The 15,689-nt window shown below is 45.9% G+C and carries 18 protein-coding genes; 7 read left to right on the top strand and 11 right to left on the bottom strand.

Features of this window, described 5'->3' with window-relative positions; genetic code table 11:
- Positions 1-130 precede the first annotated feature (130 nt).
- Positions 131-718 carry a cytochrome b gene (locus tag QUA01_RS00610; RefSeq protein WP_333088601.1) on the top strand — a complete coding sequence of 196 codons (588 nt, stop codon included), beginning with the start codon at positions 131-133 and terminating at the stop codon, positions 716-718.
- A 386-nt stretch (positions 719-1,104) separates the two neighbouring features.
- Here the strand turns inward: QUA01_RS00610 and QUA01_RS00615 are convergent, their stop codons facing one another.
- The 7 genes from QUA01_RS00615 to QUA01_RS00645 form a co-directional block, all read right to left on the bottom strand.
- The gene (locus QUA01_RS00615; RefSeq protein WP_333088604.1) at positions 1,105-3,357 is read right to left on the bottom strand and encodes a transglycosylase domain-containing protein; all 2,253 of its coding nucleotides are present in this window, start codon (positions 3,355-3,357) and stop codon (positions 1,105-1,107) included.
- 592 nt (positions 3,358-3,949) lie between these two features.
- On the bottom strand, positions 3,950-4,072 hold the full coding sequence (locus QUA01_RS00620) for a photosystem II reaction center protein J (protein ID WP_006635506.1): 123 nt from the start codon (positions 4,070-4,072) through the stop codon (positions 3,950-3,952).
- Between the two features lie 69 nt (positions 4,073-4,141).
- Entirely contained in the window at positions 4,142-4,264 is a 123-nt protein-coding gene (locus QUA01_RS00625) for a photosystem II reaction center protein L (protein ID WP_194009017.1), read from the bottom strand.
- A 9-nt stretch (positions 4,265-4,273) separates the two neighbouring features.
- Positions 4,274-4,411: a cytochrome b559 subunit beta gene (psbF, locus tag QUA01_RS00630; RefSeq protein WP_194009016.1), complete on the bottom strand. Its 138-nt coding sequence runs from the start codon at positions 4,409-4,411 to the stop codon at positions 4,274-4,276.
- 20 nt (positions 4,412-4,431) lie between these two features.
- Positions 4,432-4,680: a cytochrome b559 subunit alpha gene (gene psbE / locus QUA01_RS00635; RefSeq protein ID WP_194009015.1), complete on the bottom strand. Its 249-nt coding sequence runs from the start codon at positions 4,678-4,680 to the stop codon at positions 4,432-4,434.
- A gap of 56 nt (positions 4,681-4,736) precedes the next feature.
- A complete protein-coding gene (locus QUA01_RS00640; RefSeq protein ID WP_333088607.1) occupies positions 4,737-5,750 on the bottom strand; it encodes a photosynthesis system II assembly factor Ycf48 in 1,014 nt (337 codons plus the stop codon).
- Positions 5,737-6,072, bottom strand: coding sequence for a rubredoxin (locus QUA01_RS00645; RefSeq protein ID WP_194009013.1), 336 nt, complete (start codon positions 6,070-6,072; stop codon positions 5,737-5,739). Before QUA01_RS00645 ends, QUA01_RS00640 begins: the two co-directional genes overlap by 14 nt.
- A 161-nt stretch (positions 6,073-6,233) precedes the next feature.
- Here QUA01_RS00645 and ndhC point away from each other — a divergent pair, with 161 nt between their 5' ends.
- The 6 genes from ndhC (at position 6,234) to QUA01_RS00675 (ending at position 10,056) form a co-directional block, all read left to right on the top strand.
- Positions 6,234-6,596, top strand: coding sequence for a photosynthetic/respiratory NAD(P)H-quinone oxidoreductase subunit C (ndhC, locus tag QUA01_RS00650; RefSeq protein WP_006635500.1), 363 nt, complete (start codon positions 6,234-6,236; stop codon positions 6,594-6,596).
- Positions 6,587-7,312: a photosynthetic/respiratory NAD(P)H-quinone oxidoreductase subunit K gene (gene ndhK / locus QUA01_RS00655; protein WP_333088609.1), complete on the top strand. Its 726-nt coding sequence runs from the start codon at positions 6,587-6,589 to the stop codon at positions 7,310-7,312. The genes ndhC and ndhK overlap by 10 nt, the downstream gene beginning before the upstream one ends.
- Complete coding sequence (locus QUA01_RS00660) at positions 7,305-7,808, top strand: NAD(P)H-quinone oxidoreductase subunit J (RefSeq protein WP_194067010.1); 504 nt, start codon at positions 7,305-7,307, stop codon at positions 7,806-7,808. Before ndhK ends, QUA01_RS00660 begins: the two co-directional genes overlap by 8 nt.
- Before the next feature lie 125 nt (positions 7,809-7,933).
- Positions 7,934-8,173 (top strand): hypothetical protein, encoded by a 240-nt coding sequence (locus QUA01_RS00665; protein ID WP_333088610.1) that lies wholly within the window; start codon positions 7,934-7,936, stop codon positions 8,171-8,173.
- A 168-nt stretch (positions 8,174-8,341) separates the two neighbouring features.
- A complete protein-coding gene (locus QUA01_RS00670; RefSeq protein WP_333088611.1) occupies positions 8,342-8,596 on the top strand; it encodes a type II restriction endonuclease in 255 nt (84 codons plus the stop codon).
- Between the two features lie 80 nt (positions 8,597-8,676).
- Positions 8,677-10,056 (top strand): class I SAM-dependent methyltransferase, encoded by a 1,380-nt coding sequence (locus QUA01_RS00675; RefSeq protein ID WP_333088612.1) that lies wholly within the window; start codon positions 8,677-8,679, stop codon positions 10,054-10,056.
- Between the two features lie 50 nt (positions 10,057-10,106).
- Here QUA01_RS00675 and QUA01_RS00680 read toward each other — a convergent pair whose 3' ends face one another.
- From QUA01_RS00680 to QUA01_RS00695, 4 genes are all read right to left on the bottom strand, one after another.
- Positions 10,107-10,934, bottom strand: a complete 828-nt coding sequence (locus QUA01_RS00680) for a class I SAM-dependent methyltransferase (RefSeq protein WP_333088613.1) — start codon at positions 10,932-10,934, stop codon at positions 10,107-10,109.
- Positions 10,935-11,078: 144 nt separating this feature from the next.
- Complete coding sequence (locus QUA01_RS00685) at positions 11,079-12,344, bottom strand: ABC transporter permease (protein WP_333088615.1); 1,266 nt, start codon at positions 12,342-12,344, stop codon at positions 11,079-11,081.
- 186 nt (positions 12,345-12,530) lie between these two features.
- On the bottom strand, positions 12,531-14,348 hold the full coding sequence (locus QUA01_RS00690) for an efflux RND transporter periplasmic adaptor subunit (protein WP_333088617.1): 1,818 nt from the start codon (positions 14,346-14,348) through the stop codon (positions 12,531-12,533).
- A 240-nt stretch (positions 14,349-14,588) separates the two neighbouring features.
- Positions 14,589-15,389 carry a hypothetical protein gene (locus QUA01_RS00695; RefSeq protein ID WP_333088618.1) on the bottom strand — a complete coding sequence of 267 codons (801 nt, stop codon included), beginning with the start codon at positions 15,387-15,389 and terminating at the stop codon, positions 14,589-14,591.
- Positions 15,390-15,689 lie beyond the last annotated feature (300 nt).

The raw sequence follows: 15,689 nt of genomic DNA on the forward strand, positions 1-15,689 counted from the left end.
GAGGTTGCAAGTGCGTCTAAGCTGTCGCACATTTAAATTGTATAATCAGGGCGGGCGGGACACCCCACTCATTGGGGGAATTGTTTTTTAACATACAGTTTAAATGCCGCAACAGCTTAGGAGGTATTTGATGAGTTCCGAATTAGTTCCGCAAACAAAGCCGCAACCTCGATCGAATTCAGCCTTCAAGCAATTGTGGTCAATGCACGCGGTGATGGCAACCTGTTATCTGCTGCTGCTGGCTGGGGGACTTTTGATGGTAAAAATGCCAGACAGTACACCATTGCAAGGCAACGCTTACAGCTTGCACAAATCGATTGGGGCGCTGACAATGGCATTGCTAACTTGGCGTATTTTCATTTTGCAGCGGGTTTGGTGGCGCAAGTATACGCGCCGCCTTCCCAAGTTTACAGGTGAGTGGATTCGCACGTTTCTACTGCACGCGGCAATTTATTTGTTTATGGTAGCGGTTCCCCTGAGCGGATTTTTCCTCTCTAATTCTTACAAAAGCGGGAATGTGCCTTTTTTCTGGGTTGCAACGCTGCCCGATATCTTTCCTCAAAATGCAGCGGTTGTAGATTTGGCAAGAAATATCCATTTCTGGATGGTTTATACTTTCCTGGCATTTATTGTACTGCACGCGATCGACCAACGAAAATATGTGCGATCGATCTGGAGGCGAACCACCCAAGCCCTAAAAAAAGCATCCCTGAGTTAATACAATGTTCAAAACTTTTGCAACAATTGGTTCGTAGTACGGACTTTAGTCCGCTTAGGAGCGAAAAGTTAATAAGTTAAACACCTCCTACAGTCCTCTCTCCTGTAAGTTGCCAGATAAAAGGAGGCAGAGCCTCGCCCCAGAAGCATTACCAGGCTCTTCCTGGTAACGAGCAACGAGCAATCGCTTAAGTTATTAAATTTTCATTCCTTAGATTCTCCAACTCCAAGCGTATGCAAGTCCGCACTACGAACCGTTTTTGTTATGGTAATCCACCCGATTTGGTATCAGGTGCGCCACCGAAATGACCAATGACTACTAACTACTAACTAATGACTAATGACTAATGACTAATGACTAATGACTAATGACTAATGACTAATGACTTAACGCGCCACTTGCCGCATATATTCCCCCCACAACTGAGCAGCATTTGCACTGCCTCCGGCAGTCGGAGAATTATCATCATTCCCCAACCAAACTCCCGTCACCATTTCCTGGCTCGGAATATAACCGACAAACCACAAATCTTTATTATCATTAGTCGTGCCTGTTTTTCCCGCTTCTCCCAACCCCAAAGCAGCACTGCTCCCCGTACCTCCCCGCACCACACCTTGCAGCATATCCGTCATCGTATCCGCTACAGCTTCAGAAACTAACTGCCGGTTGGCAACGCTATCTTTTTGATAGTCATAAATCACCCGACAACTGTTAAAATCATTTCGATCTTTGCAGTCGCTGCTGTCAATAATTCGCTTGATTACGTGGGGGCGGTTGCCCAAACCCCGGTTCGCCAAAACCCCGAATGCACCCGTTAATTGCAATACGTTAACTTCACTTTCACCTAATACCAAACCGGGAGAAGAACGCAGTGGAGATGTAATGCCCAAACGTCTTGCCATTCCCACTACATTGTCTAAACCGACATCTTGTGCTACTCTCAAAGCAATTGCATTTTCCGACTGTGCTATGCCCCGATACATATCAGCACTGCCGCTGGTTCTTTCGCAGCCGCTGTAACTTTGTCCGCCCCAGGAAAGCGGCTCGCACGAATAGGTTTTGGTGGGGGGAATTCCGCGTTCTAGGGCTGCTGTATAGGCAAAAATCTTAAATGTAGAACCGGGCTGTCTCAATGCTTGGGTAGCTCGATTAAACTGACTTTGCAAGTAACTTACGCCCCCAACTAATGCTAAGACTTCCCCGGTGGCAGTATTGAGAGTTACTACGGCTCCTTGAGAAAAACCTGCACTGGCTCCGACATTTTCTACGGCATTTTGGAGGGAAGATTCGGCTACTTTTTGCAGGCTGGGATTCAAGCCTGTTTCTACTATAAAATTGCCTTCTCTGGCTAACTGTTCTCCCAGCAAAAACTCCAATTCGTCAAATACATAACTGTAGAAATAAGGAGCGATCGTACTTTGCAGATATTGGCGGGCTTTGGGATTGATGTCGATTCGCGATCGCCTCGCGCGATCGGCTTCTTCCTGAGAAATCGTCCCCAGTGCCCGCATCCGTTCGATGACCCGATCGCGATACTGCACAGCCAACTGATAATTTTGAATCGGATTGAAACTATTTGGTGCGGGCAAAATACCTGCCAAAGTCGCCGCCTCCGACAAACTTAAATCCTTCGCCGACTTGCCAAAATAAAACCGAGACGCATCCTCAAAACCGTACAGGTCAATTCCCAAAAACACGCGATTCAAATAAGTCAGCAACAATTCGTCTTTGCTGTAATAATTCTCCAGTTTCAAAGCAACTACGGCTTCCCGCAATTTGCGTCCGGCGGAATCTTGAGTTCCCACATAATCTCGAAACAAACTCCTGGCTAACTGCTGCGTCACTGTGCTGCCGCCTTCGCGAATTCCTCCGCCGCGCACGTTGGTCAACAGTGCGCGCAAAACCCCGATCGGATCTACGCCCAAATGCCAATTGTAGCGGCTGTCTTCGGAAGCAAGTACCGCCTTGGACAAATAAGGCGAAAAATCCTGCAATCCCTTTAATTCTACGTGGGCGTTGTTCTGGGGAGGGCGCAGGGGAGTTTGTCCGTCGCGGGCGTAAACAATCACGGGGCCGTTGATGCTTCTCGGCAGAGGCCGCACTTGAAACTTGGTCGATTCAACACCTACCAACACCGCAATCAAAGCGGTGATGCCGCTGACTCCGTAAAAGCTGTAGCGCACAAATTCCAAATACCAAGGCGGCGGATCTACGTACTGAACTCTGACGGCGGCGGCGAGTTCCGGCGGGCCCAAGGTGAACACGTCTCCGTGACGCAGGGACATACTTTTAACTCGCCTTTTGCCGGAGTAAATGCCGTTGGTTGAGTCTTCGTCTTTGATCACAAAAGGAGTCCGCCGCCGAGTATCCCGCGACAGGGATAGGTGGACGTGACTGACAACGGGATTGCGAACTACAATATCTGATGATTTGGACGATCGACCTAATAAATATCGATCGCCCAATAGCGGATAAACCTCAGCTTTAGCTGCACCCGCATCTTGTACCCACAGTTCGGGTACTTTGGCATTCGGTTTCAGGGCTAGCTGGTTAAAATTAACCTTGGCAATAGTCTGGACTGCTTGGGTGATCGCACCCAAGACGGTTTGAGGTTTGCGGGGCGGCTGCGGTGGGGTCATATTTCGCTATGGACTACGATCGAGCGATCGGCTCTTGCACTATTCTACTCGCAACTTTTGGCTAATTCCCAAAGCAGGCCCGATCAGATAAAAATCCAGTTTTTATGGATATATCTCGAAATCAACCGGATTTCGGGCGAGATTGCCCCTGGGGCTCAGAAACCAGGTTTCTGGGAAAATCTCGGTTTGGTGGCGAAATCTCTCGAAGGAAACCCGGTTTCGGGCGAGATTTTCTCGTGGGTTCGTAGTGTGGACATGATATGAGAGGGTGATATCATTTCCGGTAACACTCCTTATGATGTTGACTGTTGACTGTTGACTGTTGACTGTTGACTGTTAAGAGGGCCCGCATTCACAGGCACCGCCCCTACTGACTGTTGACTCGATTTTATTATTCCGATGCAACCGGAAACGATATGATTGGTTAACCCGTCCCTACAGGTTTATTGACCAAAAGCAGTTTAATATCATAAATTTGCCAAATAATCAACAATTTTTCTAATATTTATCCCGGATTTACCAACCAAATTCGCATAATTAAACCCCCCTTTTTTTTAGGGGGGTTTGAGGCGTAAAATACGCGAGATTCTCCTTACATCGAAGAACCCAAACCGGCATAAGCGCCGTAGAAGAAAAGGCTCACAATGCTCAGAACACCTAGGCCTGCGACAGTAGCTACCAGCCACAAAGGAATTCTGCCACTTTCACTAAACATAGCCATCACCTCATTAATTCACAGCAAAACAAATTCATCGAACTGCAGACATCAAACTAGCGTCACCAGTTAGTTAAAGAAATAACTGGAGAACAAAATACCCAGACAAAAAATCATCAACAGACCCAAATAAAGGGAAGTGCGATTTAACTCTACGGGTTGTTCGTTGGGATTAGGAATGCGTTCAGGCATCGTAAACTCCTATGGTTGAATAAATTGCATTGCTGCGATCGCGCCCAAAAAGAAAATTGTTGGGACACCTAAAGTATGAACTGCCAACCAGCGTACCGTAAAAATCGGATACGAAATCGGCTCATTGTTTGGCGTTCTGCTAGTCATTTTTCCAACTCCTTGTTAAATTACTTGGCAATGAACTGATCTACTTGTTGTTTAGCTTCAAAGCGATCCGAGACAATCGGGATTTCTTGGCGCTGCTCTGTGAAATACTGGTTGGGGCGAGGAGTGCCAAAAGCATCGTAAGCCAAACCGGTTTGCACAAACAACCATCCAGCAATAAACAAAGCCGGAATGGTGATGCTGTGAATTACCCAATAACGGATACTTGTAATAATGTCCCCAAACGGACGCTCTCCAGTTGTACCTGACATTTAGAATCCTCCTTTCAACAACAAATCGACAGACAATCTCTATTACTATTCTACTATCAAGCAGCTTGTGCTGAACCTTGATATTTCAGTAGAGTGCCCTTAGCGCCGAGCACAAATCCGCGATCGGGCCCCATGAAGACAATTTTGTAAAAATTAGCGGGAACATCCTCAACTTCGCGGTCTTTTTGCCAAGTTTTCCCGCCATCTAAGCTGCACAGCAAATTGCCGCCGCCGCCGGCTACCCAAACTTCATTATCAGTCCGGTAAGCCAGGTCTAGCAAACCCCAACTTGCCTTGCGATCGGGAAAAAACGGTTTTGCCCAACCTTCGGCACTTTCTGGATCGCTAAATTGAATTTGACCGCCGCGGGCGAGCATCCACAAGCGCCCATCCTTGGTAAAGCCCATATTTTGCAGGCGGCGAGAACTATTGCGGTTGTGAGGTTCCCAAGCTTCTTGTCCGGGTTTCCACACGGAATAGAAATTGCCCTTGGAGGAAACTGCCACATATTGCCCGTCTTCAAAACGGTTGATGTTGCGAACTACCCCAAAGGAATCCTGAACGACAGCTTTCCAATTTTTGCCACCGTCAGAAGTCCGGTAAATTGCCCCCACATCCGTCGTCATCTCGGCGGCCTTCGGGCCCAAGGCGGCGATCGTACTTGGAGAACCCGGTAACTGAGCACTCAAAGCAATCCGCGTCCAAGAGTTGCCTTCATCGGTAGTGTGGAGCAAAACCGAAGGCTGGCCGACTATCCAGCCTTCGGAACCGGAAAAGCTCACCGACGAAAAACGCGACCTCGGCTCATCAATATCCAGAACTATCTGCTTCCAGTTCGTGCCGCCATCGGTCGTTTCAAACAGAGTTGCCTCCGAACCGACAACCCAGCCGCGATCGGGATTGCCCGTAAAGGCAACATCCTGCAAATTAGCTTCCGTCGGCAAGGATATCACCTGCCAGGGGTTGTAACTCACAGAACCGATCGTGCTGCAACTCGTACAAATGAGCGCAGCCGCCAATAACATTACAATTCGTTGCCAAAATCTCACAATCGTCCTACTGCAAACCATACATACTAAGTAAAAACAAGAAACCAACGACCAAGCCGCCAAAAATCAGCAAACTTTTCTGACCTTCCGTCATACCGTTGACGCCGACACCATAGCGCTGATTTGCCTTAAATCCCGAAACCCCTTCCTGCTGACCGAGATTTTGAAACATGGACTTGCGTGCCGCGCAAACGGGACAAACCCAAGTTTGGGGCAAATCTTCAAAAGCCGTGCCAGGGGCAATGTCAACTTTAGGATTTCCCTTTTTCGGATCGTAGACGTAGCCGCAGGCGCGGCACTCGTGCCGATCGAGGGTTTTAGTCTCAGTGGCTGGATCGCTCATAGCTCCAAAAGGGTACGTAAGCTAATCTTAAAAGATACATTAAAAATTATTGCAGAATATGGACGATTAATCTCAACTAATTCGTAATTCTAGCTACGCAAAATCCATATAATGTAAAGATAGAGTTACAAACCCTTTCACCGAGGCAGTAATTATTCACCGTGTTTGCACTCAGCGGCTACGAGTATTTTTTAGGCTTCCTGCTAATTTCGAGCCTAGTGCCTATCCTCGCCCTCACGGCGTCTAAGGTACTACGGCCCAAAAGTCGTCCCTACGACCGACGCACTACCTACGAATCTGGCGTCGAGCCGATCGGCGGAGCCTGGATTCAGTTCAACATCCGATATTATATGTTCGCCCTGGTCTTCGTCATCTTCGACGTAGAAACTGTCTTCCTATATCCTTGGGCGGTAGCTTTCAACCAGCTAGGACTCTTGGCTTTCATCGAAGCCTTGTTTTTTATCACGATCCTCGTTATTGCTCTTGTATATGCATGGCGCAAAGGAGCCTTAGAATGGTCTTAAGTTCAGACACATCACAAAAATCGCTAATTGTCAATCCGGCAGAGCGCCCGCAAGTCACATCCGAATTATCAGAGAACGTCATCCTAACCACGGTTGACGACATCTACAACTGGGCGAGACTTTCGAGTCTGTGGCCGCTGCTTTACGGTACGGCTTGCTGCTTCATCGAGTTTGCAGCTTTGATCGGTTCGCGCTTCGACTTCGACAGATTCGGCTTAGTACCCCGATCGAGTCCCCGGCAAGCCGACTTGTTAATCACCGCCGGCACAATTACCATGAAGTACGCCCCCATTTTGGTGCGGCTGTACGAACAAATGCCCGAACCCAAATATGTCATCGCGATGGGCGCTTGCACCATCACCGGCGGAATGTTCAGCGTAGACTCCCCCACAGCAGTCAGAGGCGTTGACAAACTGATTCCCGTAGATGTGTACATCCCCGGCTGTCCTCCACGTCCAGAAGCGATTATTGACGCAATTATCAAACTGCGGAAAAAAATCGCCAACGATTCTATGCAAGAACGTGGCAACTTGCTGCCCACCCACCGCTACTACACCAGACCCCACAAAATGAAAGTAGTAGATGACATTTTGGACGGCAAATATTTGTCAATTCCCGGCCGGATGGCCCCGCCGAAGGAATTGACTGAAGCAATGGGAATGCCAGTACCGCCCGCCCTGCTTGCAGGACAAAAACAGGAGGTACAACGTGGCTGAGACAGAAACCTCGATTGTTGAAGCTGGGAAGGTTTCTCAGTGGCTGACTCAAAATGGCTTTGAACACGAAGCTTTAGCGGCCGATAATTTGGGCGTGGAGATATTAAAGGTCGATCGAGAATTCCTAATTCCGATGTCAACAGCACTGTATGCCTACGGCTTCAATTATATGCAGTGCCAGTGCGCCTACGACCAAGGCCCTGGAGAAGATTTAGTCAGCGTCTACCACTTGGCTAAGCTGACAGATAATGCTTCCCATCCCGAAGAAGTCCGCGTCAAAGTATTTATCCCCCGCGAAGATCCCAGAGTGCCATCAGTCTACTGGATTTGGAAAGCAGCCGACTTTCAAGAGCGGGAATCCTACGATATGTACGGCATTGTCTACGAAGGACATCCGAATCTGAAACGGATTTTGATGAACGAAGATTGGGTTGGCTGGCCGCTGCGGAAAGATTACATTTCCCCTGATTTCTACGAATTGCAAGACGCTTATTAAGAGAGTTTTGCGAGGGCGGGTTTAGATCATAAAATTTGACTTTTGGGGTTAAGTTTTATGTGAAACTCGCCCTCTGTTTTTTGGCTAATTTTGATTTTTTAACCGCAGATACACGCAAACTCCCTATGACGACTCTGACCGCAGAAATTCTTTGTTCTGAGGCGGCAATATTTTCAGCCGCCGAGTCTCAACACCCGGAACCTCTGCTTTACGGCATCACAGACGGAAAGGCTGTTGGGACATATTTGGAGCAAAAGTTCAGACTCTATCTCAAGCAAAAATATGAATTTATAGATGGCAATTCAGCAAGCGGCATCGATTTCCCAGGGATATTAGTTGAGGTGAAGGTAACAAGCATTAGGTAACCGCAGTCGTCATGTCCTTTCAAATCTGCAAGGCAAAAGATTTTTGGGCTGGGATATTCACTGATTATCTTTGTTTACGAAAAGACAGACAACAGTACAAATCGAACTGCAACGCTGAATATTTTGCATACAATTTACGTAAGTGCCGAAAGAACAGCAGATTTTCAAATGACCCGTGGAATTCGCAATATTTTAGACAACGAAGGCAACAAAGATGATTTGCTGGCTTTTCTGCTTGACAAAAATCTACCAGTTGACGAAATAGAGGCAGATAAAATTGTAGGCGAAATCATGATAAATCCGCCACTACAGGGTTTTTTAACCATTTCTAATGCGTTACAATGGCGACTTCAGTATGGCAGAGTAATTGAGCGTGCCGGACAACAAGACGGCGTTATCGCAGTTTATAGATTTAACTCATGATTTCCACAGTTCGCAAAACCAAACTAGAATACGGTGATTTTCAGACACCGCTGGCATTAGCCGAGATGGTGTGTCGGAAATTGATAGAACTTGATGTTAACCCCAAAGTCATCATTGAGCCAACTTGCGGGATAGGTAATTTCATTAAAGCTGCTGCAAATTCGTTTCCATCCGCCAGCAAGATTATCGGGGTTGAAATCAATCAAAGTTATTTAATAGAATTAAAACCTAAGCATGAATTGTTGCAGGATAAAAGATGTGAGGTTAAACACGGAGATTTTTTTGAGTTTGACTGGACATCATTAATCAACCAATTTAATCATAGGGTGCTGGTACTTGGCAACTTTCCTTGGGTAACAAACTCACAACAAGGAACTATTGGCAGTAAAAACTTGCCGAAGAAAAGTAATTTTCAAAAGCACACTGGCTTAGATGCACTCACAGGTAAAAGTAATTTCGACATCTCAGAATGGATGCTGATTAAAGCGATTCACTGGTTGCAAAATCGTGACGCAACTCTGGCAATGCTTTGCAAGACTTCCGTTTCCAGAAAGTTATTGAACTACATTCATTCAAGAAAACTTAATCTCGCTAGCTGTGCAACTTACACCATAGATGCTAAAAAGTATTTTGATGCAAATGTTGATGCCTGTCTGTTATTCTGCAAATTTGACTTAAGTTCACAAAACTACTTCTGCGATGTATTTAGCAGTTTAGAAAGTTCTGACTGCCACCGAATCGGATATCACAACAATCTCCTGGTTAAGGATATAAACTCTTTCAGTAAATTGGGTAATTTATATGCGGTGAATTCAGGGGTAAAATGGCGATCGGGTGTCAAACATGACTGCTCGAATGTGATGGAGTTTCGTAAAATTGATAATCTTTTTGTCAATGGATTTGGGGAAGCTGTCGAACTTGAGGAAACTTATCTATTTCCGCTACTTAAAGGCTCGGATGTCGCTCAAAATCGGATTGATGCCACAAATCGCTATATTTTAGTAACTCAAAAATTTATTGGCGAATCAACCGAATATATCAGCCATATAGCTCCTAAAACTGGGTACTATCTCGAAAAAAACGCACAATATTTAGACAATCGCAAAAGCAAGATTTATCAACATAATCCTCGCTTTTCTGTTTTTGGAGTTGGCGATTATAGTTTTAAATTTTGGAAAATAGCCATTTGCGGACTTTATAAAAAATTGGATTTCAGATTAATTGGTGAAATCGCTAATCAATCTGTAATTTTTGATGATACTGTTTATTTTCTCAGCTTTGAAGACGAAGGAATCGCACGTAAAATTTTTAAGTTATTGAATTCACCTGCTGCAATTAGCTTTTATTCATCAATGGTATTTTGGGATGAAAAGCGCCCGATTAAATCTAGCATCTTAAATTGTCTCAATCTAACTATGCTGGAAGATTTGGAATCTTTAACCGCAGATGCACGCAGATAAACGCGGATGAGTACACACAGGGAGTAAGGTGTGCAGTGCGCGCCCTCCTACTATTTCCGACCGAAAACATAAAAAGTTGTGATATCGTTCCAAATTCCTTGCTCGGTTTGCAACGCTTCTATTTCAGCATCAAACTCAGCTTTGGCTTGCGCTAATTGCTCGGTTGAAAGTGTTGACAAAGGAGGCGGATACTGTCCGGGAGCCGGATGAAAACTTCCCGCCCACATTGCTTTTGCTTTTTCTAAACTGATATAGCTACCATCTCGATCAATTTTAAATTCTACATCCTTAAATCCTGCTTTTTCGAGCAAGCTGCGGCACTTTTCTACAGTACCTGTGGGTTGGCTCATTTTGAAGGAAATGCCGTATTTTTTAGCTACTTTCTGCGTCACAATTCCTCCCACAAAAGCGGTATCGGCAAAGGCTTGAATCCCTAGGATGCCGCCTGGTTTGAGAAATTTGTGCCAGTGGGTGAGGGCTGCGTGCAAGTCGGACATCCAAATAAAGGCAGAGGCACAAAATATGCGATCGCAGCTATTGACTGGAAAGTCGAGCGCTTCGGCATCTGCAAGTAGAAATTCGGTATTTTTGAGACTTAATTCTTGAGCTTTTTTTCTGGCTCGATCGAGCATTCCCGTTGCAATATCTATGCCTACAACTCGACCTTCTGACCCCACAAGTTGAGCTGCTGCGATCGCCACATGACCTGTTCCCGTTGCAATGTCTAAAATCTGGTGACCCAAACTCACTCCCCCGTATTCTACCAGACGGCGAGCAATCTGTAAATGCCAATCGCTATTGTCATAGGTTTGACTTCTGCTGCTGTACAAATCTGCTATTTCTTGCTTGTATTTGTTGAGTTCAGGTTGGTTGCTCATTAAGGTTTTGTTTGCTGTAGAAAATTACAGGCGTAGAAATTTACGCGCATCCCGCCTGTGCTGCGGAAGACACAGAAGGCTATAGATAATGTGTTAAATACCTTTTTCGGCAATTTCTAATTGTACCCCACGACCGGCTCAATTTCAATCATTCCGCAAGGCTGCGATCGGATCTAAGCGAGCGGCATTCCTGGCCGGCAATACTCCTGCTAATAGCCCGACGGTAAAAGATAGCCCAAAACCTGCTGATATCGACCATACAGAAACCACAAATGGAAATTTGAAGGCTGTCGCGGCCCCAAAGGCGATCGCAATTCCCAACCCAATACCCGCCGTTCCCCCCACCGTGGAAACTAAAATAGATTCCGCCATAAATTGAATCAGAATTGCTGCATTAGTAGCACCTACCGCTTTGCGAATCCCGATTTCCTTAGTCCGCTCCACAACCGACACCAACATAATATTAGCAATACCGATGCCGCCAACAACCAAAGAAATTCCGGCGATCGATCCCACCATAACTGTAAATAAACCTATCACATTGCTGAAAGTATTAACAATCTCAGTTTGATTGACAACTCGAAAATCATCCGCTTGCGGCGGATAAATATTGTGGCGCAAACGCAGGATATTTTCAACTTGAAATTGAGCATCCGCTAAATCTGCTTCGCCGGCAGTTTCCAACCAAAAACCAGAGATTGCAATCCCGGCCAAAGAATTTCTCCCCACAATCCGCGAAGACATATTTTTGAGGGGAATATACACTCTATCGTCCTGATCGGTTCCCCCTACAGACCCCTTAGTTTCCATCACTCCAATCACCTTGTAGCGGTTTCCCTGAATACGAATATCGGAGGATAACGCATTAACTCCGGCTCCAAAAAGTTCGTCCCGCACCTTAGAACCAAGGACGACTACTGGCTCAGCAGCATTCAATTCATCTTCAGTAAAAAACCGTCCTTGTTGGGGTTGAATGTTCTTCACATCTGGATAGTTTAAATCTGTTCCCAAAATAGCAGTAAATGAATTTTGCCCGCCGTAAACAATTTGCACTTGGCGCTGCAAATAAGCGGTAATTGCTTTGACTGCGGGAGCTTGTTTGCCGATCGCCTTTGCGTCATCCCAAGTCAGGGTAGTAGCAGAACCGCTTCCCTGACTGACACCGCCAGTTCGAGAAGCACCGGATAACACCAACAGCACATTTGTACCCAAAGATTTTAACTGTTCTTCTGTTGATTTTTGGACTCCTTGTCCTACCGAAGTAATGGCAATTACTGAAGATATCCCAATAATTACACCCAGCATGGTTAAACTGGTACGCAATTTATTATTCCACAGCGCTTCTGTCGCCATGAAGGCGATTTGAAGGTTGGATATTTTCTTAATAGGTGGGCGAGTCTTTAATTTCATTAGGTAGTTGGGAATAGGTAATAGGTAATGGCTAATTGGTGAGGATTAAGATTTTTTTTACCGCAGAGAGCGCAGAGAACACAGAGGGAGAGAAGAAAGAGATCGATATTTCTGATGCCAACATATTTAATATGATTTATGCTCAATAATTAATCTGTTTTGTGCTTTCCTTCTTCATTTTTCCCACTAACGCAATCGCGTTCTACCACCTGGTTGCAAACCCGGAATTCCGCCCGACGATGGATTTTGGGATTTCGGCCGCAATCCGGCGGGTACACTAATCAGCACTTTTTCATCTCCTTTCAAACCCGATCGCACTTCCGTCTTGTCATCCACCGTCATACCAGTTTTAATCGGCATAAAAGCAGGTTTGCCATCTTTTCCACCGGGAACAAATACCCCGGTTGCCCTTTGTTGGCGGACAATTGCCGCAGTGGGGACTACCAAAACATTTTTGAGCTCGCCTGCTTTAAACTCTACGTTGACATTCATCCCAGAACGCAGCATTTGTTTGTCATCAATAATTGCGGCTCTTACCTCAAAACTCGTCACATTTTGCTGGACGATCGACTGAGGGGAAATTTGAGTGATTTTACCGGCAAAGGTCTTTCCTGCAAAAGCATCGGCTTGAATAGACGCAGCTTGGCCGATCTGAATCTGAGCAATATTAGTTTCTGCTACGTTTGCGATTAATTGATTTTTTGAAGCTAAGGACAAAATCGAAGAAGAAGTCGCCGAAGAAACCGCACTTCCCGCCGTAGTTGGAGTCACAAAAGCGCCCGGATCTGCGTATTTGCGGGTGACAGTGCCGCTAAAAGGAGCCCGCAACACAGTGTCATCGATCAGGGCTTGAACGCTTTGCAGGCTGCCTTTAGCGGAGAGAACTTGGGCGCGGGCTTGGTCGATTTCTTCGGGGCGGGAACCGGCTTCTAGCAGTGCCAAAGCTTGCTGTTTTTGCTCGACAGCGGCGCGGGCTTGGGCGATTTCTTCGGGGCGCGCGCCCGATCGCACCAAGGCCAAAGCTTGCCGTTTCTGCTCCACTGCAGCCCGCCCTGCAGCGATATCTTCGGGGCGTGCGCCCGATTGCGCTAGGGCCAAAGCTTGCCGTTTCTGCTCCACTGCAGCCCTAGCTGCTGCGATTTCTTGGGGGCGAGCACCCGCTTTCAGCAAAGCTACAGCTTGTTCGGCTTGTCTGACTTGCGTGCCGGCTCGATCGCGCGCGGTGCGGGAATTGTTGACAACTTGTAAAGCAATCGCCCCAGCAGTATAAAGTTCTTGATTTCTCTGAAACTCTTCCTCTGCCTGATTTTCAGCGTATTCGGCATCTTTGAGTTTGGCACTTGCTTGGGCGATATCTTCAGGCCGATTTCCCTCAAGCAATTTTTGTAAATTTGCCTGTTGTTCTGCCACTTGTGCCTCGGCGACGACAATCTCCTGAGTTCGATTGCCATTGAGCAATTTTTGTAAATTTGCCTGTTGTTCAGCTAATTGCGCCTCAGCGACAGCAACATCTTGGGTTCGATTACCGTTGAGCAATTTTTCCAGACTTGCCTGTTGTTCTGATAAAACTGCCTGAGCCGAAGCAATATCTTGGCTTCGATTACCGTTGAGCAATTTTTGCAAGTTTGCTTCGGCGGCTGCGAGTTGTCCGCGAGTTTGAGTAAGTTGGCCTTGGAGGTTGGAGTCGTCCATGTAGGCGAGAATCTGCCCTTTTTCAACGCTATCTCCTTCGTTGACAAGCAAACTTTTGAGCATTCCTGAAGTTTTGGGACTGACGTTGACGGAACGTTCCGGCACAATCGTGCCGTTTGCCGAAATTGTAATCGGCAGGTTGAGCCTTTCTACAGCAACGGTTTTTTCCTTGCGTCCGGTTTCGCTACGCTGTTGGACTGCGAATTGGCTGTAAGCTGTGTAGCCTGCTCCTGCCAGCAATCCGGTGGCGAGAAGCCCGCCCAGCCAGGGAGTCAGCTCTTTTTTAATGTGAAAGTTTTTTACAAGGTACATATTCTAAAAAAGTACATATAGATTAGACCTGATGGGCCTGTATGTGATTTAGACCGATCGCGCACACTAAAGGTTCAATGGCAGCGTGCTGATTTTTTTGTGGCTTTTAATGCTTGCGGGCGATCGTCCCAGAAATCAGTAGAGTTCATCAGTTTATAATTTTGGGCGATCGGCAAATCACCCAATCTGACGCAGCCGAATCAACTTAAAAAGTTAAATACACAACTTGGGAGAATGTAACTACTCTAATCCAGATTGCTGCAACGCTTGTGCTAGCAAATCTACAACCTTTAGACATTCCCCCCATTCGTTTAAATAATTAAAATTTAGCCGATCGCCCTGTACCTTCACAACACCCAATACATCTTTCCACTGCCTTTTAAAAACAGCCCCATTCTGTTTATAGAAACAGAGTTTTTGCAGAATGATATCTTCGGCTGAATAAATATAAATTCCTCGCTCCGATCCAGCACTCGTAACGTGCAACTGGCGGCGGTTCATCACAGAAACCGAAAAAGGATCGTCATTACTCATTACAAAAAAATGAGCCTTTTCAATGGCAGGCAAATAAATCACATTAAAAGACGATTTGCGAGGTAAACTTTTAGATCTAAAAACTGCTTCAAATACCGCCGATTCGCTAATATAAAAATCGTCGGACATGGCGCAGATTAGTTGTGCCGCTTGCTGTGGCAAAATATTAATTATCAAATCTAAATTTTTTGTAGCTCTGTTTTCTCCCAGCAAAGAACTTGCCACAGAGCCACCAACTAAATAGGAAATGCCTAACGGTTCCAGAATATCGGCTATTTTTCGCGCCAACCAAATTGGATTTTGAATCACCAAATCACCCCAATTATAAGTATAAAATAAAATATTTATCCAATCAGAACCCAAGCGCCGTTTAATAAATTCCTGCCTTTTAAATACAGGATTTGCACTCTTGTACTGGCTTTCTATTCCCGATATTGCTAGGCTCCGCACGGCTCGATTAAAGTCGATGGCGAGAGTTACTTTTGCTTGGGGAGTCAGCCGCTGCAACAGTTAAAACATCAGCAATTCGGCTTCTATACTGGTACCAAATAATTGCGGTTTGTATCCATATCTGACTTGAGTTACTGGGATTAACATCAATTTTTTTGGGCAGTAAACTTAGATCGCACGCGATCGATTACCATAACAAAAACGGTTTGTCGTGCGGACTTCAATCCGCTTTCTGTCCCAGAACCCAAGTTCGCACGCGCGATGGATTTTTATGGCGGTTCATCCATATAATATGACATTTTTGCAAAAACTCTTGGATTGTATAAAACCGCAAATAAACGCAGATAAACGCAGATA

This window comes from Microcoleus sp. S36a_B3, from assembly GCF_036700745.1.
Classification (GTDB): domain Bacteria; phylum Cyanobacteriota; class Cyanobacteriia; order Cyanobacteriales; family Microcoleaceae; genus Microcoleus.